This is a genomic window from Aeromonas sp. DNP9 (assembly GCF_001728955.1).
Classification (GTDB): Bacteria; Pseudomonadota; Gammaproteobacteria; order Enterobacterales; family Aeromonadaceae; genus Aeromonas; species Aeromonas veronii.
The window spans coordinates 17,694-39,222 of record NZ_LYSQ01000005.1; the positions used below are offsets into that span (position 1 = coordinate 17,694).

Consider the following 21,529-nt stretch of genomic DNA (forward strand, 5'->3'; position numbering starts at 1 on the left):
GACTCATGGTGAAACGTTTGTGAAAAATGCTGTTTTTTGTGGCAAATAGTGACAGATATACCGTGCTTGTTTGCGCTTGGTAACTGATTGAACGCTGGTGACGCGCATCATGAGGATGGTTGAAAGCGGTAAACAGCGACAAAAAACCCCGCCGTAGCGGGGTCTGAATCAGCTGGCCATTTGCGTGCGTCAGTTACTCCTGTTCGCGAGCAATGGCGCGCCAGCCGATATCCTTGCGGTAGAAGACGCCATCCCACTTGATGCGGCCAGCGAGCTGATAGGCACGCTGCTGGGCTTCTGCCACTGTGTGGCCGAGGGCGGTGGCGCACAACACGCGGCCGCCAGCGGTCAGGCTGGTATCGCCCTCCAGGCGGGTACCGGCATGGAACACCTTCTCACCCGCCACTTCATCCACCGGTAAGCCGCTGATGGGGTGGTTGGTGCTGTAATCGCCAGGATAGCCTCCCGCCGCCAACACCACGCCGATAGCGGCGCGGGGATCATAGATGGCCTCTTTCTGATCCAGCTTGCCTGCGCAAGCGGCCAGACAGAGCTCCACCAGATCGGACTGCATCCGCAGCATGATGGGCTGGGTCTCGGGATCGCCGAAACGGCAGTTGAACTCGATCACCTTGGGATTGCCTGCGCCGTCGATCATCAGACCGGCGTAGAGGAAACCTGTGTAGACATTGCCTTCGGCCGCCATACCACGCACGGTCGGCATGATCACCTGCTCCATCACGCGTCGATGTACCTCGGCGGTCACTACCGGCGCCGGGGAGTAAGCCCCCATACCGCCGGTGTTGAGGCCGGTATCACCGTCGCCAACCCGCTTGTGATCCTGACTGGTGGCCATCGGCAGCACGTGCTCGCCATCGACCATGACGATGAAGCTCGCCTCTTCACCCTCCAGAAACTCCTCGATCACCACCCGGGAGCCCGCTTCGCCAAAGGCATTGCCGGAGAGCATGTCGCGCACCGCGTCTTCCGCTTCCTGCAAGGTCATGGCGACAATCACCCCCTTGCCCGCCGCCAGACCATCGGCCTTGATGACGATGGGGGCACCTTTCTCACGCAAGTAGGCGAGCGCACGCTCCACTTCGGTGAAGTTCTGGTACTCGGCGGTCGGAATGGCGTGACGGGCCAGGAAATCCTTGGTGAAAGCCTTGGAGCCTTCCAGCTGGGCAGCGGCAGCGGTCGGGCCAAAGATGGGCTGACCGGCAGCACGGAAGGCATCCACCACCCCTTTCACCAGCGGCGCTTCCGGCCCGACGATGGTGAGGCCGACCTGCTTCTCTTTGGCAAAGGCCAGCAACCCTTCGATATCGGTCGCCTCGATGGCGACGTTCTCGACACCCGGCTCAAGCTGGGTGCCTGCGTTGCCCGGCGCAACAAAAACGTGACGCACCAGCGGGGAGTGTTTGGCCTTCCAGGCCAGGGCGTGTTCACGGCCACCGTTGCCAATGATCAGTACTTTCATCGTATCGCTCGCTTCTATTTGTGGTCACTGGACGGCCACCCGGGCCGTCAGTCAGTGGAAATAGTCAGTTGAAAAGAGACAACAAAAGGGCCGCCATCGGCAGCCCCTGACCCATCAATGACGGAAATGGCGCATGTTGGTGAAGACCATGCACATACCGTGCTCGTCGGCGGCATCGATCACTTCCTGATCGCGCATCGAGCCACCTGGCTGGATCACGCAGGAGATACCGGCCTGAGCGGCAGCATCGATACCGTCGCGGAACGGGAAGAAGGCATCGGAGGCCATCACGGAGCCCGCCACGGTCAGTCCTTCATCTGCCGCCTTGATACCGGCGATTTTGGCCGAATAAACACGGCTCATCTGGCCTGCGCCGACGCCGATGGTCTGGCCATCTTTGGCGTAGACGATGGCGTTGGATTTGACGAACTTGGCCACTTTCCAGCAGAACAGCAGATCCTGCAGCTCGGCCTCGGTCGGCTGACGCTTGCTGACCACGGTCAGGTCCCCCAGCGTCACCATGCCGAGATCCCGCTCCTGCACCAGCAGGCCGCCGTTGACGCGCTTGAGGTCAAACCCTTGCGCCGGAGCCGTCCACTGACCGCATTCGAGCAGACGCACGTTCTGCTTGGCGGCGACCGCATCGCGGGCCTCCTGGCTGACGGTCGGGGCGATGATCACTTCGACAAACTGGCGGGCAACGATGGCAGCGGCAGTGGCGCCATCCAGCTCACGGTTGAAGGCGATGATGCCGCCGAAAGCAGAGGTGGGGTCGGTCTGGTAAGCGCGATCGTAGGCACTCAGCAGGTCGCTACCGATGGCCACACCGCAGGGGTTGGCATGCTTGACGATGACGCAGGCCGGCTCGTCGAACTCCTTCACACACTCCAGCGCCGCATCGGTATCGGCGATGTTGTTGTAGGAGAGCGCCTTGCCCTGCAGCTGGATAGCGCTGGAGACAGAACCCGGAGCGGCATGCTCTTCGGCGTAGAAGGCGGCAGCCTGATGGCTGTTTTCGCCGTAACGCATGTCCTGCTTCTTGATGAACTGGCTGTTGAAGGTGCGCGGGAAACGGGACTCCTCGTCACCCTCCTTGTTGTCACCGTAGGAAGGAACCATGGTGCCGAAGTAGTTGGCGATCATGCCATCGTAGGCGGCGGTGTGCTCGAAAGCTGCGATGGCAAGATCGAAACGGGTCGCCAGTTTCAGGCTGTTGCCGTTGGCATCCATCTCGTGAATAACCCGATCATAGTCGGCAGCTTTGACGACGATAGCGACATCTTTATGGTTTTTGGCGGCAGAACGCACCATGGTCGGACCGCCGATGTCGATGTTCTCGACCGCATCGGCCAGAGTGCAGCCTGCTTTGGCGACGGTGGCAGCAAAGGGATAGAGGTTGACGACAACCATGTCGATGGGGGAGATAGCGTGCTGGGCCATGATGGCGTCATCCTGATCCCGACGGCCGAGGATGCCGCCATGAACCTTGGGATGCAGGGTCTTGACCCGGCCATCCATCATTTCAGGGAAACCCGTGTAGTCGGAGACCTCGGTCACCGGCAGACCCGCCTCGCCAAGCAGCTTGGCGGTACCGCCCGTGGAGAGCAGGGCAACACCACGCTCGTTGAGTGCCTTGGCAAATTCCAGAATGCCAGTTTTGTCAGACACACTCAGCAGTGCACGGCGAATGGGTCGAGCTTGTTCCATCACACTATCGTCCTCAACATAACGGGGACCGTTCCATGGGAGGCGAGGCTCAACACAGAGAGTCCCCAAATAAATGGAAGTGGGGGATTTCGCAAACCACTCTCGCCCCGACATCCGGCAAAAGCGTTTTAGGAAATGCCCGCTTGGTGCGGCGCTCTGTTATGGGCGCGTATTCTACACAAAAAATGTGACCTGTGGTGGATTTTTTGAAACAGCAAAGCCTTATTTGGCGCGGCGTTAAACGTTTTCCACTTGATTTCCTCGAAACGTTTGCACTTTCAGTGTTTTATGGGAAAAAGGGTCGCCAGGAGATGTTTATCTGCCCCTTTTATGCCCTTGGCTGGCAATCCATGGGCAAAGGGGTGATAGTGGATTCCGGTTTTTGTGGCGGCATACATTCAAGGGGAGAGAGAGCATGTATCGGATCGGTGAACTGGCCAAGGCGTGCGGGGTCAAGGCAGATACCCTGCGTTTTTACGAGAAGAACGGGCTTATCTCACCGGGGATCCGCAACGAATCCGGCTACCGCCTCTACAGCGAACAGGACAAGCGGCGGCTGGAGTTCATCATTCGCGCCAAGTCGGTGGGATTCTCGCTGGCCGATATTGGCGAGTTGCTCGACCTCGATACCAACAAGGCCAAAGTCACCTGTCAGGAGGTGAAAGCAGTGGCCGACACCAAGCTGGCCCAGGTGGAGCAGAAGATCATCGAACTGACCCGCTTTCGCGACAATCTGCGCGAGCTCTCCAATATCTGCTGCGGCGGCCCCCGCTCGGCGGAGCACTGCGCCATCCTCGAGACGCTGGAATCTGGCGCCCCGGCCCATCACGAGCATCACAGCCACGACCAGCATGACCCGGTTCATGGTTGACATGGCATTCCTGACTGAGCGTGCCTAGCTCAGTGTGACTGACTCGGCGCCGCCGACGCATTGCTCCGGCGGCGATTTGGTGACAAAATCGCCGCGTTTTTAACCGGTGCCAGTGCATCCGGTTGCCGGGCGCTAGCCTGAACAGGCGCCCGCAGCGAAAACAGCCATCCAGACACAGAGTCAACACACCAAGAGAAAAGAAGAGGAGCCATCATGGCCAAAATTCGGGTCGACCAACCCGCCCTCCCCCGTGAGGAAAATGCGCAAGAGGGCAACTATGCCCATCAGCGCGGCGAGATAAAGGATAACCATCTGCACGCCCTGCTCTCCGATCCGCTGTTTCGCAGCCGGGTCGAGCGCAACAAGAAGGGCAAGGGGAGTTACCAGCGCAAGGCCAAATTCGGCAAACGGTGGGAGCCCGGCCAACAGCAGATGATCCGCGTCTGCTGCTGAGCGGGTTTCTACCGACCACAAACAATCAGGGCGCCAATGGCGCCCTGATTGTTTTGACAGAAGAAGCGATTTGGCAACGCCAACTCACAGCCTTAACAGGCCGCTCACTCATCCATAAACAGTTCGAGCAATACGTTCAGATAGCGATGGCCGAGAGAAGTGAGCTGCCAGCTATCCCCCAAATCCTCGATAAGCTCCTGGCTTTGGGCGATGGTGAGCACCGTCTCTACCCGCTCCAGCGGCAGGCCGGTATAGGCCTCGAACTCCGCCTTGGGAGCAGGTTCAAACAGGCGGAAGCGGTTCATAAAGTATTCGAGCGGCAGATCGTCTGCCGTCACCTGCCACTGCTCGTCCAGATAGGGGCGACTCTTGTCCAGATACCCTTTCGGATGCTTCACCTTGGCGGTGCGCAGGATCTGTTGGTTCGCGAGATCAGTCACCTTGCCGTGAGCACCACAGCCGATCCCCAGATAGTCACCAAAGCGCCAGTAGTTTAGGTTGTGATGGCACTGGTAGCCCTCTTTGGCGTAAGCCGAGATCTCGTACTGGCGATAACCGCTGGCTGTGAGCATGGCGTGGCCCTGCTCGTAGATGTCCCACAGGGTGTCATCTTCCGGCAGTTTGGGCGGTTTGGAGGCAAATGCTGTGTTCGGCTCTATGGTGAGCTGATACCAGGAGAGGTGCGGCGGGGCGCAGTCGATCGCCTGCTGCAGGTCGTAAAGGGCATCGTCCAGACTCTGATCCGGCAGACCGTGCATCAGATCCAGATTGAAGGTAGGCAACTTGATGGCGTGGGCCAGTGCGGCGGCCTTGCGCGCCTCTTCCGGGCCGTGAATGCGGCCGAGGCGGGTCAGCTTCTCCTGCTGGAAGCTCTGCACCCCGATGGAGATGCGGTTGATGCCGGCGCGCTGGAAACCGGCGAACTTGTCCGCCTCCACCGTGCCCGGGTTCGCCTCCATGGTGATCTCGCAATCCGCAGTGAGCGGAATACGGGCCCGTACCCCATCCAGCAAGGCTTGCATCGCCTCCACCGTCAACAGGCTGGGGGTGCCGCCGCCGATAAAGATGGAGGAGAGCGGCCGCCCCTGCGCCCACTTCAGATCCTGATCCAGATCCTCCAGCAGAGCGGCGACATATTCGAGGTGAGGCAACTCCCCCTTCTGGGCATGGGAGTTGAAGTCACAGTAAGGGCACTTCTGGACACACCAGGGCACATGAATATAGAGAGAGAGCGGCGGCAGTTGCAGCATGGGGCTTCCAATAAAACGGGGGCTCAAGGCCCCCATTGTAGATGACTATGTGTAATTGACCGTGTGTAACCAACAAGGTGGCGAAGTGGCTCAGTGCGCCGCAGCCAGCGCCGCTTTGAGCTTGGCCAGCGCCTGACCGCGATGGCTCAGCTGGTTTTTCAGCTCGGCGGGCATCTGGGCGGCGGTACAGTCGTGATCCGGCACGAAGAAGACGGGGTCATAGCCGAAACCGTGCTGACCGCGCGGCTCGTCGATGATCATCCCTTCCCAGCTCGCCTGACAGATGATGGGAGTGGGATCGTCAGCGTGGCGCATATAGACCAGCACACACCAGAAGCGGGCGCTCTTGAGGTACTCGGGGGCACCTTGCAGCTCACCGAGCAGCTTCTCGATGTTGGCCTTGTCACCGGCATCCACACCGGCAAAGCGGGCGGAGTAGACGCCGGGGCGCCCTTGCAGCAGATCGACTTCCAGACCGGAGTCATCGGCCACGGCGGGCAGACCGGTAATACGGGCGGCGTGGCGGGCCTTGATGATGGCATTCTCGACGAAGGTGGTGCCGGTCTCATCGGCATCGGAGACTGCAAACTCGCTCTGTGGGATCACCTGGATCTTCATATCGGCCAGCATGGCGGCCAATTCCTTCACCTTTTTCTGGTTACCTGTTGCCAGGACAAGCTTGTTCATCGAGCACCTCCGCAAAAATAATCTGCGCATTCTATGCGGCGCAAGCGTTTAGTAAAAGCGTCAATTACACCCGCTGTGATGGGGTTGCGGGTGATTGGAAGCCATCGAATAACCAGCTTTTTAATACATGTTTCCATAATGGAATAACCAAAGTGATTAAATACCATTTCTATTCATTACTGTGAGTCAGTAGACTCGCGCCCCAATTCATTAACCTGGCTGACTAAAGAGGTGACAGATGCCATTGATACTTTTACTCGTACTACTGGTGCTGTTCAGTCCGCTGGCTATCGACATCTACCTGCCCGCCATTCCGCAGATGGCCGAGCAGCTGGGCGCCGAAGTAACTCTGATGCAGGGCACCATCACCTGGTTCCTGTTCAGCATGGGGCTGGGGCAACTGCTTGTTGGCCCGCTGGCCGATCGCTACGGTCGCAAGCCCATCGCGCTGGGCGGCGTGCTGCTCTATGGCCTGAGCGCGCTGGGGGCCGGTTTTGCCGCCAGCCTCGGCGAATTGATGCTGGCCCGGGTGCTGCAGGGCTTTGGCGCCTGCGCCACCTCGGTCGCCGCCTTCTCGGTGGTGCGTGACAGCTACGGCCCGAAAAAGAGCGGCCAGATGATCTCCTATCTCAATGGCGCCATCTGCTTTATTCCTGCGCTGGCCCCCCTGCTCGGTGGCTGGCTCACCGCCAAGGCGGGCTGGTCTGCCAACTTCTGGTTTATGGCCGGTTATGCGCTCATCGTCGGCAGCTGGCTGATGTGGCGGATGCCGGAGACCCGCCCGGAGGAGACCCGCAGCGAAGGGGCCCTCATCAGCTGGTCTCGCTACAGCCCAGTGCTGCGCTCCCCCAGCTTCCTGTTCAACGCGTCCCTGTGCATGCTGGCGATGGCGGTGATCCTCGCTTATGTCACCGCCGCACCGGTGCAGCTGATGGTGAAACTGGGGCTGGACATGAGCGGCTTTAGCTACTGGTTTACCGCCAACGCCGCGCTCAACATTCTGGCCTGCTTCATGGCGCCGCGCTTTATCGCCAAGGTAGGGCCAAGACGCACCCTGCGCATCGGCCTGCTGGTGTTGATGCTCTCCGCCATCAGCCTGACTCTGGCCATGCACATCGAGCATCCGCTGGCGATGATGGGGCCGGTATTCCTCTCCAGCATCGGCTTTGCCATGATCCTGGGCGCTGCCGCCGGGATGGCGCTGGCACCGTTCGGCCACTGCGCCGGTACCGCCGCCGCCCTGCTCGGCCTGTTCCAGATGAGTGGATCCGGCGCCCTGGTTGGTCTGACCGGCGCCCTGATTCACGACCCGCTCAGCCAGCTGGCACTGCATATGTGGCTACTGCTGCCGCCTCTGGTGATGCTGATGACCCGCCGCGGTCGCCGCTTGTGTTTGCAATAAATCCTGTGCTCTGATGGGCACATTCGGGGGCCATCGGCCCCCTTCTCGTTTGTATCGCCTTTACAACGAATGGCCATCCGGCAGATTGCCTGCGATGGCAACCCCACTCACTCGATGTCAGCGGAGAACTCCCGATGAGCCACACTCTCAACGCAGCCCTGGTGGGCTATGGCTTTGCAGGCAAGACCTTCCACGCCCCCTTCCTCTCCACCACACCGGGCTTGTCCCTCAGTTGGGTAGTGAGCCGCGATGCCGCCAAGGTGCAGGCCGATCTACCCGGCTGCCGGGTCGGTTCACTGGAGGAGGTGCTAAGCGATGAGACCGTCGATCTGGTGGTGATCGCCACCCCCAACGACACCCACGCCCCCCTCGCCCGCCAGGCGCTGCTGGCAGGCAAACATGTGGTGATCGACAAGCCCTTTGCACTGGATCTGGCCGAAGCGAAAGCACTGGTCGAACTGGCCGAAAAGCAGCAGCGGCTGCTCAGTATCTTCCACAACCGTCGTTGGGACGGGGATTTCCTTACCGTGCGCCGTTTGATTGCCGAAGGGACGCTGGGGCAGATCGCCCAGTTCGAATCCCACTTCGATCGCTATCGCCCCGAAGTGCGCCAGCGCTGGCGCGAAGCGGGTGGCCCGGGTTCCGGCCTCTGGTTCGATCTCGGCCCCCATGTACTGGATCAGGCGCTGCAGCTGTTCGGCCAGCCGGACTGGCTGCAGGCCGATCTGGCCGAGCAACGCCCCGGCGCACTGGCGGACGACTACTTCCATGTGGTGCTGGGTTACGGTGCTCTGCGGGTTATTCTGCATGGCAGCTGTCTGGTTTCAGCCACCATGCCGCGCTTTGTCATTCACGGCAGCCAGGGCTCATTCGTGAAATTCGGTATGGATGTGCAGGAAGATCAGCTCAAGCAGGGCTTGCGGCCACCGGCGGCGGATTGGGGCGTGGATAGTGAACCCGGTCAGCTCAGCCGCATTGTCGATGGTCAGTTGCAGCAGCAGAGCGTGGTGGGTGAGGCGGGGGATTATGGCGCCTACTATCGCGGTGTCTGCGCCGCCATCAAGGACGAAGGGAGCAACCCGGTGCCAGCAAGTGAAGCGCTGGCGGTGATGGCGCTGCTGGATCTGGCCCGTCAGAGCCACCTTGAGGGAAAACGGCTGCCCTGTCAGAAGCTGTCTGACTAAGGTGCGGGTCATCGGCCGCTATTGACCAACCTTGACCTTGTTAAACCGCCACAAGATGGCAGCAATGTGGTGTTTTATTGTGCAATTAGTGCCATTTAACGGCATCTTGTATTGATATCAGTCGTTGCAGTGGAGCTTTTTATCCACGGCACGAAAAAATGTCATTGTGATATCCGTTTTCATCGGTAACTAATGGGGCTATATTGCGCCCGCCTGCTGCCTCCCGGCTTCTTGTTTCAATACCGGGCAACGGTGGGCGCTGTGATGGTTGCACAGACCATCTCTCCATCTTTTTTTGAGGGAATGCACATGAACAAAGTACTGGTAGCCGGTATCCTGGGTCTGATGTTGACTGCTTGCGGTCAGAAAGAAGAAAAAGCTGCCGCTCCTGCTGCTGCTCCGGCCGCCGAAGTTGCTGCCACTGTAGAAAAAGCCGCTAGCGAAGCCACCTCTACCGTAGAGAAGGCCACCTCCGAAGCGACTGCAACCGTAGAAAAAGCTGCTACCGAAGCCGCTACCAAGGTTGAAGCTGCAGTGAGCGATGCCAAGGCCAACTAAGCCTGCACCTCATTCGAAGACGGGTCCGAAGGCAACTTCGGGCCCGTTTTTTTATCTGTCGTTCAGGGGGCCGGATTAATCAGCGAGGTGAGGATGTGATCCTCCCAGCGGCCATTGATCATCAGATACGCCCGCGCGAATCCCTCCCGCTCGAAGCCAAGCCGCTCCAGCAGGGCGCCACTGCGCTGATTGGCAGGCATATAGCAAGCCATGATGCGATGCAGATCGTGCTCCCGAAACAGGTAGTCGATGGCGGCTGACAGCACCTCTCCCATCACCCCCTGCCCCTGATGCTGCTGGTCGATGGCATAGCCCAGATGACACGCCTTGAAGACCCCCATCAGGATATTGCTGAAGTTGCAGGTGGCGATCACCCGCTCGCCAGCCGGATCGAGGGCCACCAGATTGACGCCGGTGCCGTTGAAGAACTGGCTGTAGCTGTCCTGCAGCCGGGCATGCCAGTAAGAGAGGGTGTAGAAGTGCTCGTCGCGCAGCGGCTCCCACGGGGTAAGGTGGTCGCGGTTGCGCCGGTAGAAGTCGAGCATCATGGGGGCCTGATCCGGCGACAGTATGGTCAGGTGGGTGCGGGCCGTCTTGATATGTGGCAGCGACATCAGGACTCCCTCTGCCTTAACCACTCATCGCGCAGCAAGCTGTAGTGGGTATGGTCCACAATCCGGTTGCCCAGACGCTCTGCGCGCCGGGTCACCCCCTCCAGCTGCATCCCGAGCCGCTCACAGACGGCTCTGCTGGGCTCGTTATCGGTGGCGGCGCTGATCTCCACCTTCTCCATCCCCATCTCCTCGAAGGCGTGGTGGATCAGGGCCTGACAGGCCCGGGTGATGATACCGTTACCCTGCCAGCGCTCCGCCAGCCAGTAACCGATGACCACCTTGCCAAGGTCATGATCGATGCTGTTGTAACCTATAACCCCCACCACCTCCCCCTGATACTCGATGGCAGTGGTGAGCCCCTCACCCCGGGCGAACTTCTCGATGGCACTGCGAATGAAGAGGGCGCTGTCAACGGGGCGCTGGATCAGTGGCGGCCAGGGTAGCCACTGGGAGAGGTACTCCCGGTTGTCATTGCAGAGGGCAAACAGTTCGCTCGCCATATCGGGCTGCAAGAAGAGCAGCGCAAGCTCGTCGTCCAACTGCCATGAAAACATGGGATTCTCCTTTCAAATCAGTGATCAAATCGCGAACCAGCACCCAATGTAGCCAATCGCCACTGGCCGCGCCAGCCACTTTTACGGCCCTCCTCCGGCAGGCTTCGCAGAGGGTGACAGCGCACGATCTCTCCTCCCTCAAAAGAGGAGGGTGGGTGTCTGAAACCGGATAATGCTCTCCACATGGCGCCGACGAATGCCCACAAACGGCACTTTGGCAGATCCTGCTACCCCTTTGTGCTGCGCTGTCACTTTTGACAGGGGGCACTTTTCCCCACCGGCACTAGCTTCAAAACGCCCGACCTTCGGTCGGTTTATCAACCTCATCGATTTAAGGAAAGAAGAGATGAATAAAATTTATCTGGCCGTTGCGCTGGCCTGCTGGGGAAGTGCCGCACTGGCGGCGCAAGAGGTAGAGATCAACGTAACGGCAAACGGCATCCGGGCCATGACAGGCCTCAGTGCCGCGAGTGGTACCTTGCAGCTGGAAGATGGCGAGTTTCGTCAGGTGCGGGTGGTCAAGCTGCCCAACGGCCAGCAGCGGATCCGCTACGAGCAGGTCTGGAACGGCATCCCGGTAATGGGTCAGGTGGTGGTGGCTGACAAGAGCCTGAACGGCCAGCTGCAACAGGCCAGCGGGCGCATGCTGCGCCAGATCGATCAGGATGTGGCAAGTCCGGTCGCCACCCTCTCGCCACAGGATGCCGCCAGCAAGGCCAAGGCGGGCAGCAAGGGGAGCAACGAGCAGGTCAAACTCTACGTGATGCAGGATGAGAACGGGCTGGCCCGGCTGGTTTATCAGGTCTCCTTCATCGCCGAAGGTGACAAGCCAAGCCGCCCCTTCGTCATACTTGATGCCCAGAGCGGTGAGGAGCTCAAACGCTGGGAGGGGATCAACCACAAGGACGCCACCGGCCCGGGGGGCAACATCAAGACCGGCAAATATTTCTACGGCACCGACTTTGGTCCGCTCATCGTGGATGACAACTGCCGGATGACCAGCCCCAACGTCGATACCATCAACCTCAACCACGCCACCTCTGGCGGCGCCATCCACCAGTTCACCTGTCCGGAGAACCGGGTCAAGGAGATCAACGGCGCCTACTCGCCCCTCAACGACGCCCACTACTTCGGCAACGTGGTGTTCGACATGTACCGCAACTGGTACAACACGGCGCCCCTCACCTTCAAACTGAAGATGCGGGTTCACTACAGCAAGAATTACGAGAACGCCTTCTGGGATGGCAGCCAGATGACCTTCGGTGACGGCGCTACCACCTTCCACCCGCTGGTGAGCCTCGATGTGGCGGCCCACGAGGTGAGCCACGGCTTTACCGAGCAGAACTCCGGGCTGATCTATTCAGGACAATCCGGCGGCATCAACGAGGCCTTCTCCGATATGGCGGGGGAAGCGGCCGAGTTCTACATGAAAGGGAGCAACGACTGGCTGGTCGGCGCCCAGATCTTCAAGGGCAACGGCTCCCTGCGCTACTTCGAGGATCCGACCCGAGATGGCAGATCCATCGGCCATGCGGCGGATTATCAGGAAGGGATGGATGTACACCACAGCTCCGGGGTCTATAACCGCGCCTTCTACCTGCTCGCCACCAGCAGCGGCTGGAACACCCGCAAGGCATTTGAAGTGTTCTTGCTGGCCAACCGCCTCTACTGGGGCGCCAACACCAACTACCAGCAAGGGGCCTGCGGCGTCAGCCGGGCGACCGCCGATCTGGGTTACAGTCAGGCGGATGTGGCACGGGCCTTCCAGACCGTCGGGGTCGATGCCAGCTGCGGCACCACGCCGCCACCAAGCGACAACGTGCTGCAAAACGGCGTGCCGGTGAGCAACCTCGCCGCCAGCAAGGGGGGCAAGCTCAACTACACCCTGAACGTACCGGCGGGCACCAGGTCGCTGCAGATCAGCAGCAGCGGCGGTACCGGTGATGCCGACCTCTACGTCCGCTTTGGCAGTGCCCCCACCAGCAGCAGTTATGACTGCCGTCCCTACAAGGGCGGTAACAACGAAAGCTGCTCCTTCACCAATCCCAAGGCGGGTACCTGGCATGTGCAGCTGTCAGGGTTTTCCGCGTTCAGTGGCGTGACCCTCAAGGCCAGCTACTGATCCACCCGATGCGGGCCTTGTCCCGCATCGCTCTATTCATTGCGCCACCGTTTCGCCAGCGTGCGGGCGGTGGCCAACACGGTTTCCCGGGCCGGGTTGGGCCGCTTGCCACCGCGCCACGCCATCATCACATCCCAATGCTCTTGCGGCAGATTGCGCACATCTAGCCTGACCAGCCGCCCCACCTCCAGATCCCGCTTGATGGCCAGCTCCGGCATCAGGGTGATAAACCCGTGTTCCAGCGCCAGATCCCGCGCCGCACTGGCGGGCTGCACCGCATGCAGGGGGCTGGCGGCCCGCCGCAACCGCCGCAACTGCTGGATAAAGACGTCACACCCCGGCCCCCATACCTGAGGCGCCAGCCGCTGGTCGGCAATATCCTCCAGCGTGAGGCCGTGACAACCGGCCAGCGGATGCAATGGCGAGGCGATAGCGATAATGGGGGAGCAGCAGAGCAGCTCCATCTGCAGGCCAGCAACCGGCGGGCGCTTGAGCACAAAGCCGATATCGGCCTCGCCAGTCAGCAGCGACTGCATGATCTCGCCGGAGTGATCCGTGGTGCAGCGGATCTCGAACGGCTCGTCCACCAGCTCCATCAATAACGAGCCAAACACCACCGAAGTGAGGGATGGCAGGCTGGAGAGACGGATACAAGGCAGCGCAGGCGCCCCCTGCAGTGCCAGCCGCCCTTCGCTCAGGATCGCCAGCGCCGAGCGGGCCGATGGCAGAAACTCCTCGCAGGCACGGGTCGGCGTTACGCCACGCCGATGGCGCTGAAACAGCGGCGCCCCGAGGCTCTCCTCCAGCTGAGCAATCCGCTGGCTCACCAGCGGCTGTGACCAGCCACGAATGGCCGCCGCCTGACTGAAGCTGCCCAGCTCGGCCACATCCAGCAGCAGTTGCAGATCGTCCAGATCCATAGACATAAATAATCCTGATATGAAATATAGGTAGTTGTCGTCTACCACTATATCTAAACCCTCTCCAGAATGAAGGTATCTGTAAATGAGAGGGCGTTATGGTCGACAGGGCGAGGTTTTGGGGACGCTGGTTTCTGGCGCTGGATACCACACTGGTGATCCTGGGTTTCTTTGTGGTGATGCCGATGATCAGCCTGCGCTTCGTCGATCAACTAGGCTGGGCGGCCGGTCTGGTGGGGCTGGCCCTCGGCCTGCGCCAACTGACCCAGCAGGGGCTGGGGATCTTTGGCGGCTCGCTGGCCGACCGCTTTGGCGCCCGCCCGCTCATCGTCACCGGCATGCTGTTGCGCGCCGTCGGCTTTGCCACCCTGGCCTGGGCCGACAGCGGCGCCATGCTGATTTTCTCCTGCTTCCTCTCCGGACTGGGCGGTTGCCTGTTCGACCCGCCACGGGCCGCACTGGTGATCAAATTTACCCGTCCCCATGAGCGGGGCCGCTTTATCTCCCTGCTGATGATGCTGGAGAGCGCGGGAGCAGTCACCGGTGCCCTGCTCGGCAGCTGGCTGCTGCGCTTTGACTTCACCTACGTCTGTCTGCTGGGCGCCGGGCTCTTCACCCTGGCGGCGCTCTGCAACTGGACCCTACTGCCCGCCTACCGCCTCTCGGTCAAACCGACCCCGATGCAGGAAGGGTTGGGACAGGTGCTGGCGGATCGCGCCTTCTGTCGGCTGGTGCTGATCTTAAGCGGCTACTACATGCTGTGGGTACAGGTGATGCTGATTTTCCCCATTCTGGTCAAGCAGCTCTCCGGCACCACCACGGCGGTGGGCTGGATGTACAGCCTGGAAACGGCGCTGTCGCTGGCGCTGCTCTACCCCATCGCCCGTTTCAGCGAACGGCGCTATCGGCTGGAGAGCCGGCTGATGGCGGGTATCCTGCTGATGACGGTGGGGATCGGGCTGGTCGCCTTTGTCAGCACTCTCTCCGGCCTCTTCGTGCTGCTGGCCTGCTTCTATCTGGGGATCATCATCTGCGAACCGGCCCGGGAGACCCTGATGACCCGGCTGGCCAACCCCACAGCCCGCGGCAGCTACATGGGCTTCAGCCGCCTCGGACTGGCGCTGGGGGGCATGACCGGCTATGTGGGCGGCGGCTCCCTCTATGACTTCTCGCTGCAACAGGGACAACCGGCCCTCCCCTGGCTGGTGCTGGGCACCATAGGCGTCGCCACCATGTTGCTGCTCGCCCGCTGCTTCTCCCGCCGCCCGGAGCTGGCCATCAGAGCCGCTGCCTGACGACCGCCCCACCTGCGGCAGCCCAATCAACGGAGCTGCCGCTCACCCCATATTCTGCAAGTCATCACAGCAAAAGGTTGCGAATTACAACTTTTACGCTATTTTAGTTGTCATACACAACTAAATAGGAAACCACGACATGGATCCCCGTCCCCTGCGCGCCCTGTCGCGCGACCTGGTTCGCGAACTCGGCATGCTCTCCCAGCAGTGCGGCAATCTGGCCCTCACCCCCATCGAGGCTCACCTGCTGATCGAGCTGGAAAACGCCCCGGCCACCAATCAGCAGCTGGCAGAAAAGCTGCACATCGACAAATCCAACGCCAGCCGTCCGCTGGCACGCCTCGCCGAGCGGGAGCTCATCAGCTGGCACCCGCACCCCTCCGACGGCCGCAGCAAGGAGGCCCGACTCACCGTCAACGGTCAGGGGATGCTGCTGGAGTTGCACCGGGAGATGGACGGGGCGATGGAAGAGATGCTGGCGCAGCTGAGCCTGCCCGAGCGGGAGCAGCTATGGCAAGGGCTGCGGCTCTATCGCAGCGCCCTCTCCCGCGCCCGTCGCCAGCGGGGTTACCAGATCCGCCCCATCACGGCGGCGGACAATGCCCAGATCGCCTTGGTGATCCGCGCCGTCTCGGCCGAATATGGCCTCACCGCCGACAAGGGGTATGGGGTCTCGGATCCCAATCTCGATACCCTCTCCCAGAGCTATCAGGCGGAAAAGAGCCGCTATTGGGTCATCGAAGGGCCGGACGGTTCCATCCTCGGCGGTGGTGGTATCGCGCCATTGGCGGGAGAAGAGGGAGTCTGCGAGCTGCAGAAGATGTACTTTATGCCCGCCCTGCGCGGACTGGGCCTTGGCAAACGGCTGGTATTGCAGGCACTGGATGCCGCTCGTGGTTTGGGCTATCAGCGCTGCTATCTGGAGACGACCGAGGTCTTGCGCGAAGCCACCAGCCTCTACGAATCACTGGGCTTTGAACACCTGCCCAACCCCCTTGGCTGCACCGGCCACGATGCCTGCGAGATCTGTATGGTGCTAGACCTGGCGATCTAAAGTGATAGCGGCAAGCAGAAGTATCCCCTGCTTGCCGCTTTGTTTACTATGGCAGCGCCACTACCCGAAATCGCTCCAGCACCAGCGTGGCGTGCTCATCAAATTCTCTCCCTTCCGCCTTCATCTCGCGTTCGAAGAAGGCCTTGTGCGCCTCGTGCCACCAAGCCAGAGAGCCATCGCCATCCCCCTCCTCGGCGGCAAACGCAGCATCAATCTCATCGAATCGGCACAAGGTGACCGAGACTATGTCAACCAGCGCCTTGGGCTGACCACTCCAGTCGGTTACCACCAGTAGGTCCCCCTGTTCCGGCATCCGCTTGCCCTTCTCCAGATACCAGTAAGCGAGGCTACAGGTCGCTCGCTTGCGTCCTGCCACCACCAGCGAAGCACAGAGGTTGGCATTGTGTTCATCAGCACAGAAGTAGTCCGCCGAGACATGACGAGCCCGTGCAGCCACCGGCAGGGATAACAGATAACCCTCAGCCAGAGCCGAGCAGGCAGGATTCATCGATTCAACCATCACCTCTCCTTGATGCATAAAAAAATCCCGCCATCTGGCGGGATTTGGTAAGCAGTATCAATGCTCACGAGTCTGACGGAACTCCACGTCCGGGTGGCGCTCCTGAGCCAGGCGCAGGTTGACCATGGTCGGTGCGATATAGGTGAGGTTGTCACCGCCATCGAGGGCCAGGTTGACCTCGTTCTTGCGCTTGAACTCTTCGAACTTCTTGACGTCAGTCCCTTCCACCCAGCGGGCGGTGGAGACGTTGACCGCCTCGTAGATGGCCTCGACGTTGTACTCGCTCTTGAGGCGTGAAACCACCACGTCAAACTGCAGTACACCGACCGCACCGACGATGAGATCGTTGCTGATCAGCGGACGGAACACCTGTACCGCCCCCTCTTCGGAGAGCTGGACCAGCCCCTTGAGCAGCTGCTTCTGCTTGAGCGGATCGCGCAGGCGGATGCGGCGGAACAGTTCTGGAGCAAAGTTCGGGATACCGGTGAACTTGAGATCTTCACCCTGAGTGAAGGTGTCGCCGATCTGGATGGTACCGTGGTTGTGCAGACCGATGATGTCACCGGCGAAGGCGTCTTCCGCCTGCTCACGGTCACCGGCCATAAAGGTCACGGCATCGGAGATGTTCACATCCTTGCCGATACGCACATGGCGCATCTTCATTCCCTTGCTGTAAGTACCTGACACGATACGCATAAAAGCGATACGGTCACGGTGCTTCGGATCCATGTTTGCCTGGATCTTGAATACGAAACCGGAGAACTTCTCCTCGGTCGCCACCACTTCGCGGCTCTCGGCCTTGCGCGGCATGGGAGACGGCGCCCAGTCAGTCAGGCCATCCAGCATGTGGTCAACACCGAAGTTACCCAGTGCAGTACCGAAGAAGACCGGGGTCATCTCGCCAGCGATAAAGGCATCGTGATCGAACTCGGGAGAGGCGCCCTGCACCAGCTCCAGCTCGTCACGCAGTTGCCGGGCCAGATCTTCGCCGACGGCGGCATCCAGATCCGGGTTGTTCAGCCCCTTGACCACCCGCTTCTCCTGGATGGTGTGGCCCTGACCGCTCTGATAGAGATAGGTCTCATCCTTGTAGAGGTGGTAGACACCCTTGAAGGATTTACCGCAGCCGATAGGCCAGGTGATGGGGGCACACATGATCTTCAGCTCGCGCTCCACCTCGTCCATCACTTCCATCGGATCGCGCACTTCGCGGTCCAGCTTGTTCATGAAGGTGAGGATGGGGGTATCACGCAGACGGGTGACTTCCATCAGCTTGCGGGTCCGGTCTTCAACACCCTTGGCGGCATCGATGACCATCAGGCAGCAGTCGACCGCGGTCAGGGTACGGTAGGTATCTTCAGAGAAGTCCTCGTGACCCGGGGTATCGAGCAGGTTGACCAGACAATCGGCATAGGGGAACTGCATCACCGAGGTGGTGATGGAGATACCACGCTGCTTCTCCATCTCCATCCAGTCGGATTTGGCGTGCTGGCCCGAGCCACGGCCCTTGACGGTACCGGCGCGCTGAATGGCCTGTCCGAACAGCAGGACTTTCTCGGTGATGGTGGTTTTACCCGCATCCGGGTGCGAAATGATCGCAAAAGTGCGTCTCTTGGAGACTTCACTCAGAAATTCAGCTGACATAATTCAACGTTCTTCTATTGAGCGGTGGTATCAGCCACCGTGGGAATAAATCCGGAATGCCGCTCACGGCACATGTATACGCAACGAAAGCCACGCCAGCTGGCGTGTTGCCAACCAGGTGGAGAGAGGGAGGAGGGTTGCGTTACATGGGTCTTCTCGCCTGAGTCAAAGCAAAATTGCGCGACATTATACCCGCGCGAGTGAAAAATACCCAGCCTGACAAGAGATGATAATTTGGCCGCTCATCCGTTCCACAGGTTCCAACTGAACAGAAAATCAAACACTCCGAATCGGATGGCAGCATCCGGACCACGTGGACTTGGCCCCCTCCCCATGCCAGCAACAACCACTCTTGATAAATTTTCATACTTGGACTTTCCCTATCCAGCTACAAATATGTAAATCGTATCTACATAATGGAGAGGTCATTACATGAAACATTCCACCCTGCACAATCAACAGATCGTCATTATCGGTGGTACCTCGGGTCTTGGCCTGGCCACAGCCCAACAAGCGATCGAGCAAGGTGCCAAGGTCATTATCGGCGGTTCCAGCCGTGAGCAGCTTGCCACTGCAGTGGCTGAACTGGGCCCAAGTGCCAGTGGCCATCAACTGGATATTCTCGACGTCGACTCCGTCAATCACTTTTTCAACCAGCTGGATTCGCTGGATCATCTCGTCATCACCGCCGCAGTCATGCGACCAGGCAGCTTTCTCACCGCAGCCATCGAGGATTTGAAAATCAACATGGACAGCCGCTTCTGGGGAAGTGTTCATGCGATCCGCGCCGCAGCACCCAAACTGTCCGAACGCGGCTCCATCGTGCTCACCTCCGGGATGGTGACGCGCCGTCCACAACTGGGTAAGGCACTCCCTGCCGTTGCAGCTGGCGCGGTTGAAACGCTGGCTCACAGTCTGGTTACCGAGCTGACCCCCCGTCGGATCAACGTCATCAACCCGGGCCCCATGCGCACTCCAATGCTGCTTAAAGCACTGGGCAATGACCCACAAAAAGTGGCAGCCGTGGCGCAAAGCCTGCCGTTGAAACGCTTGGGAGAGGGAGAGGATTATGCGCAGGCCGCGCTATTCCTGATGAGCAATAACAACATGAATGGTGAAGTGCTTCACCTCAATGGCGGCAGCGCCTGGGCATAACGCCCTTCTGACGGTCTTCTGCGCTCGTGCTTGCCAATCTGTCATCGCAGGCAAGAACGAGCGCAGGGGACGAGCATCATCGCCGTATCAGAGTGCTCCCCAATGGCGATGACATCCTGCTGAGTGACAATACCCAGCCCGTCAATCATCTGTTTCCACCCGGTTGCGCCCCGCCTCTTTCGCACGATACAGCGCATTGTCGGCACGCTGGATCAAGGCAGCCAGATCCTGATCATCGTCTCGCAGAGAGGCACATCCGATACTGATGGTTACCGGGTACGACATGCCGGGCAGCGCCCGGTTGGCGACCGAGTGACGGATCCGCTCAGCCACCCGGCACGCCTCTTCAAGGCTGGTATCCGGCAGCAGGATCAAGAACTCCTCTCCGCCGGTACGCCCCAACTGATCCTGGTGTCGCAGCTGACGATCTGCCGCCCGAGAGACCCATTGCAGCACCCTGTCTCCTTGATGATGTCCCAGGGTATCGTTGATCCGCTTGAAGTGATCGATATCGAACACCAGCAGACAAAATGGCGTGCCCTGCCTGCGAGCCAGCGCCAACATATCACTGCCCTGCCGCAGCACCCGACGGCGGTTGTTGATGCCGGTCAGTTCATCGGTAAAGGCCAGACGACGCATCCGACGGTTGCGATCCAGCAGCCACCCCATCGTCAGCAGCGCCAGTACCCCGCAGAGCACCATCACCACCAGCAGCCAGAAACGACGCTCCTTGGCCAGAGCCAGCTCCTGTTGCTGCAATAGCTGCTCAACCCGCAGTTGTTTGTTTTCACCCTCCTGACGAGCCAGCTCAAACTGACTACGAACCCATTCGGTGCTCTGCTCCTGCATTTCCTGCTCAAAGGCGCGCTTCAGTTCTACATAACGATGCAATTGCGCCAACGCATCAGCGGTTTTTCCAAGCCCCTCAAACGCCTGACTGCGCAGCCATGTCAACTTGATAAGAAAGCGCTGGTTATCTTCACGCACTAGGATCGGTTCAGCCATAGCAAGATGCTCAAGCGCATGACCATACTTTCCTGTCATGCTCTCTCCCTGCGCCATCAGCAAGTGCCAATAACTGTTAAATAAAGGATCAATTTCTGATTGAAACACTATGCCAGCTTGCTCAAGCTGAACCATGGCCTCCTGATAGTTGTCCAGTCCCAGCAAAGCTTCGGCCCTATCCAGCTGCAATAATCCTTTTTCGACAGGAGTTAATTCATTGTGTTGCGCCGCCGCGTTATCCAGCTCGTCGATGGCCTCTTGATACTGCCCCATGCTATTGGCCACCATCGCTTTCTGCCGATAAAACTCGTAAAAAATATCAGGATCGCTGTTGGCAGGTAATTTCATCTCCAGCTCATCCAGCAAGCGATTGGCAGGCCCCATTAGCCCCATACGGCGGTAGGTCGCGGCGATTTCCAGCTGAACTTTTCCATACCAGCCCGGAAGATCAAGAGCATCATAGATATGCAAAGCGTTCATCAGGTCTCTGAGTCCCTTGGCGGGGTAGCCCTGAAAGGAAAAGAGGGAACCTCGATAGGAGAGAGCACTTGCCTGTTGCTTGAGGGAACCGATATCACGAGCCAACGTCAGTGCCAGCTCATAATCCTGGCGAGCCTTATCGTTTTCTCCGAGCAGTTGGTGAAACCAGCCACGGCACATGAAAAAATCACTGCGGGCAAATTGATCGCCTTGTGCAGTAGCACGCTGAAGCTGTTCGTCGGCATAAAACATAGCCTGACGATACTCCGCCGTCTCGTTTGCCGATTGCAGTCTGCAGGCCAAGCGAGTTATCCGCATCTGCTGTGCCGATGTGTAAGCGGACAAATCCCGCTTCAATCGCTGAACTCGCAAGCCCAATTCGCGATCAGAGAGGTAAGTCTGCTCCAGCGTATTGAGCTCACTCTCCAACTGAAGAGGTGAAATCGGCTCAGCCATGGTGTTCAATGCCAACAGCAGTACACAACACGGATAAAACTTCACATTTTCCCTCCATCCTTCCGCATTGGCGCCAGAATAAACTACCAAAGCAACCATCAAGCACTATTCATAACTA

Annotated in this window: 19 protein-coding genes; 9 read left to right on the forward strand and 10 right to left on the reverse strand. The window is 59.6% G+C overall.

Annotation, left to right across the window (positions count from 1 at the left end):
• Window positions 1-193: 193 nt before the first annotated feature.
• Both purD and purH read right to left on the reverse strand, forming a co-directional pair.
• Window positions 194-1,480: a phosphoribosylamine--glycine ligase gene (gene purD / locus A9G06_RS04415; RefSeq protein ID WP_069554399.1), complete on the reverse strand. Its 1,287-nt coding sequence runs from the start codon at window positions 1,478-1,480 to the stop codon at window positions 194-196.
• 114 nt (window positions 1,481-1,594) lie between these two features.
• Window positions 1,595-3,187 (reverse strand): bifunctional phosphoribosylaminoimidazolecarboxamide formyltransferase/IMP cyclohydrolase, encoded by a 1,593-nt coding sequence (gene purH, locus A9G06_RS04420; protein WP_069554400.1) that lies wholly within the window; start codon window positions 3,185-3,187, stop codon window positions 1,595-1,597.
• A 415-nt stretch (window positions 3,188-3,602) separates the two neighbouring features.
• Here purH and zntR point away from each other — a divergent pair, with 415 nt between their 5' ends.
• Both zntR and A9G06_RS04430 read left to right on the forward strand, forming a co-directional pair.
• On the forward strand, window positions 3,603-4,058 hold the full coding sequence (gene zntR / locus A9G06_RS04425; protein WP_005341244.1) for a Zn(2+)-responsive transcriptional regulator: 456 nt from the start codon (window positions 3,603-3,605) through the stop codon (window positions 4,056-4,058).
• Window positions 4,059-4,271: 213 nt separating this feature from the next.
• Window positions 4,272-4,511: an alternative ribosome-rescue factor A gene (locus tag A9G06_RS04430; RefSeq protein ID WP_069554401.1), complete on the forward strand. Its 240-nt coding sequence runs from the start codon at window positions 4,272-4,274 to the stop codon at window positions 4,509-4,511.
• A 104-nt stretch (window positions 4,512-4,615) separates the two neighbouring features.
• On the opposite strand, the gene hemW is transcribed toward A9G06_RS04430, so the two are convergent.
• Window positions 4,616-5,761, reverse strand: a complete 1,146-nt coding sequence (hemW, locus tag A9G06_RS04435) for a radical SAM family heme chaperone HemW (RefSeq protein ID WP_069554402.1) — start codon at window positions 5,759-5,761, stop codon at window positions 4,616-4,618.
• Between the two features lie 90 nt (window positions 5,762-5,851).
• Entirely contained in the window at window positions 5,852-6,448 is a 597-nt protein-coding gene (gene rdgB / locus A9G06_RS04440; RefSeq protein ID WP_069554403.1) for an RdgB/HAM1 family non-canonical purine NTP pyrophosphatase, read from the reverse strand.
• Window positions 6,449-6,686: 238 nt separating this feature from the next.
• On the opposite strand from rdgB, the gene A9G06_RS04445 reads away from it, so the two are divergent.
• The 3 genes from A9G06_RS04445 to A9G06_RS04455 all read left to right on the forward strand — a co-directional run bounded on the left by A9G06_RS04445 (window position 6,687) and on the right by A9G06_RS04455 (window position 9,592).
• Window positions 6,687-7,850, forward strand: a complete 1,164-nt coding sequence (locus A9G06_RS04445) for a multidrug effflux MFS transporter (protein ID WP_069554404.1) — start codon at window positions 6,687-6,689, stop codon at window positions 7,848-7,850.
• 134 nt (window positions 7,851-7,984) lie between these two features.
• A complete protein-coding gene (locus tag A9G06_RS04450; RefSeq protein ID WP_069554405.1) occupies window positions 7,985-9,034 on the forward strand; it encodes an oxidoreductase in 1,050 nt (349 codons plus the stop codon).
• A 309-nt stretch (window positions 9,035-9,343) separates the two neighbouring features.
• The gene (locus A9G06_RS04455; protein ID WP_005340533.1) at window positions 9,344-9,592 is read left to right on the forward strand and encodes a hypothetical protein; all 249 of its coding nucleotides are present in this window, start codon (window positions 9,344-9,346) and stop codon (window positions 9,590-9,592) included.
• A gap of 62 nt (window positions 9,593-9,654) precedes the next feature.
• On the opposite strand, the gene rimJ is transcribed toward A9G06_RS04455, so the two are convergent.
• Window positions 9,655-10,206, reverse strand: a complete 552-nt coding sequence (gene rimJ, locus A9G06_RS04460; protein WP_069554406.1) for a ribosomal protein S5-alanine N-acetyltransferase — start codon at window positions 10,204-10,206, stop codon at window positions 9,655-9,657.
• Window positions 10,206-10,760: a GNAT family protein gene (locus tag A9G06_RS04465; protein ID WP_069554407.1), complete on the reverse strand. Its 555-nt coding sequence runs from the start codon at window positions 10,758-10,760 to the stop codon at window positions 10,206-10,208. The genes rimJ and A9G06_RS04465 overlap by 1 nt, the downstream gene beginning before the upstream one ends.
• Window positions 10,761-11,106: 346 nt before the next feature.
• On the opposite strand from A9G06_RS04465, the gene A9G06_RS04470 reads away from it, so the two are divergent.
• Window positions 11,107-12,882, forward strand: a complete 1,776-nt coding sequence (locus A9G06_RS04470; protein ID WP_069554408.1) for a M4 family metallopeptidase — start codon at window positions 11,107-11,109, stop codon at window positions 12,880-12,882.
• A 32-nt stretch (window positions 12,883-12,914) separates the two neighbouring features.
• Here the strand turns inward: A9G06_RS04470 and A9G06_RS04475 are convergent, their stop codons facing one another.
• Entirely contained in the window at window positions 12,915-13,808 is an 894-nt protein-coding gene (locus A9G06_RS04475) for a LysR family transcriptional regulator (protein ID WP_005349020.1), read from the reverse strand.
• Window positions 13,809-13,900: 92 nt separating this feature from the next.
• Between A9G06_RS04475 and mdtH the strand changes: the two genes are divergently transcribed.
• Complete coding sequence (gene mdtH, locus A9G06_RS04480) at window positions 13,901-15,097, forward strand: multidrug efflux MFS transporter MdtH (protein WP_069554409.1); 1,197 nt, start codon at window positions 13,901-13,903, stop codon at window positions 15,095-15,097.
• Between the two features lie 139 nt (window positions 15,098-15,236).
• A complete protein-coding gene (locus A9G06_RS04485) occupies window positions 15,237-16,151 on the forward strand; it encodes a bifunctional helix-turn-helix transcriptional regulator/GNAT family N-acetyltransferase (protein ID WP_069554410.1) in 915 nt (304 codons plus the stop codon).
• Between the two features lie 46 nt (window positions 16,152-16,197).
• Here A9G06_RS04485 and A9G06_RS04490 read toward each other — a convergent pair whose 3' ends face one another.
• Complete coding sequence (locus A9G06_RS04490) at window positions 16,198-16,671, reverse strand: ASCH domain-containing protein (protein WP_083243729.1); 474 nt, start codon at window positions 16,669-16,671, stop codon at window positions 16,198-16,200.
• Window positions 16,672-16,728: 57 nt separating this feature from the next.
• Window positions 16,729-18,318 (reverse strand): peptide chain release factor 3, encoded by a 1,590-nt coding sequence (gene prfC / locus A9G06_RS04495; protein WP_085942070.1) that lies wholly within the window; start codon window positions 18,316-18,318, stop codon window positions 16,729-16,731.
• Window positions 18,319-18,747: 429 nt separating this feature from the next.
• Between prfC and A9G06_RS04500 the strand changes: the two genes are divergently transcribed.
• Window positions 18,748-19,470: an SDR family oxidoreductase gene (locus tag A9G06_RS04500; protein WP_069554411.1), complete on the forward strand. Its 723-nt coding sequence runs from the start codon at window positions 18,748-18,750 to the stop codon at window positions 19,468-19,470.
• 141 nt (window positions 19,471-19,611) lie between these two features.
• Here the strand turns inward: A9G06_RS04500 and A9G06_RS04505 are convergent, their stop codons facing one another.
• Window positions 19,612-21,456 carry a diguanylate cyclase gene (locus A9G06_RS04505; RefSeq protein WP_253182307.1) on the reverse strand — a complete coding sequence of 615 codons (1,845 nt, stop codon included), beginning with the start codon at window positions 21,454-21,456 and terminating at the stop codon, window positions 19,612-19,614.
• Window positions 21,457-21,529 lie beyond the last annotated feature (73 nt).

What these genes read in the sequence shown, in the direction of transcription:
- purD (WP_069554399.1), bottom strand. Translation starts at nt 1,480, where the DNA reads ATGAAAGTACTGATCATTGGCAACGGTGGCCGTGAACACGCCCTGGCC.
- purH (WP_069554400.1), bottom strand. Translation starts at nt 3,187, where the DNA reads ATGGAACAAGCTCGACCCATTCGCCGTGCACTGCTGAGTGTGTCTGAC.
- zntR (WP_005341244.1), top strand. Translation starts at nt 3,603, where the DNA reads ATGTATCGGATCGGTGAACTGGCCAAGGCGTGCGGGGTCAAGGCAGAT.
- A9G06_RS04430 (WP_069554401.1), top strand. Translation starts at nt 4,272, where the DNA reads ATGGCCAAAATTCGGGTCGACCAACCCGCCCTCCCCCGTGAGGAAAAT.
- hemW (WP_069554402.1), bottom strand. Translation starts at nt 5,761, where the DNA reads ATGCTGCAACTGCCGCCGCTCTCTCTCTATATTCATGTGCCCTGGTGT.
- rdgB (WP_069554403.1), bottom strand. Translation starts at nt 6,448, where the DNA reads ATGAACAAGCTTGTCCTGGCAACAGGTAACCAGAAAAAGGTGAAGGAA.
- A9G06_RS04445 (WP_069554404.1), top strand. Translation starts at nt 6,687, where the DNA reads ATGCCATTGATACTTTTACTCGTACTACTGGTGCTGTTCAGTCCGCTG.
- A9G06_RS04450 (WP_069554405.1), top strand. Translation starts at nt 7,985, where the DNA reads ATGAGCCACACTCTCAACGCAGCCCTGGTGGGCTATGGCTTTGCAGGC.
- A9G06_RS04455 (WP_005340533.1), top strand. Translation starts at nt 9,344, where the DNA reads ATGAACAAAGTACTGGTAGCCGGTATCCTGGGTCTGATGTTGACTGCT.
- rimJ (WP_069554406.1), bottom strand. Translation starts at nt 10,206, where the DNA reads ATGTCGCTGCCACATATCAAGACGGCCCGCACCCACCTGACCATACTG.
- A9G06_RS04465 (WP_069554407.1), bottom strand. Translation starts at nt 10,760, where the DNA reads ATGTTTTCATGGCAGTTGGACGACGAGCTTGCGCTGCTCTTCTTGCAG.
- A9G06_RS04470 (WP_069554408.1), top strand. Translation starts at nt 11,107, where the DNA reads ATGAATAAAATTTATCTGGCCGTTGCGCTGGCCTGCTGGGGAAGTGCC.
- A9G06_RS04475 (WP_005349020.1), bottom strand. Translation starts at nt 13,808, where the DNA reads ATGTCTATGGATCTGGACGATCTGCAACTGCTGCTGGATGTGGCCGAG.
- mdtH (WP_069554409.1), top strand. Translation starts at nt 13,901, where the DNA reads ATGGTCGACAGGGCGAGGTTTTGGGGACGCTGGTTTCTGGCGCTGGAT.
- A9G06_RS04485 (WP_069554410.1), top strand. Translation starts at nt 15,237, where the DNA reads ATGGATCCCCGTCCCCTGCGCGCCCTGTCGCGCGACCTGGTTCGCGAA.
- A9G06_RS04490 (WP_083243729.1), bottom strand. Translation starts at nt 16,671, where the DNA reads ATGGTTGAATCGATGAATCCTGCCTGCTCGGCTCTGGCTGAGGGTTAT.
- A9G06_RS04500 (WP_069554411.1), top strand. Translation starts at nt 18,748, where the DNA reads ATGAAACATTCCACCCTGCACAATCAACAGATCGTCATTATCGGTGGT.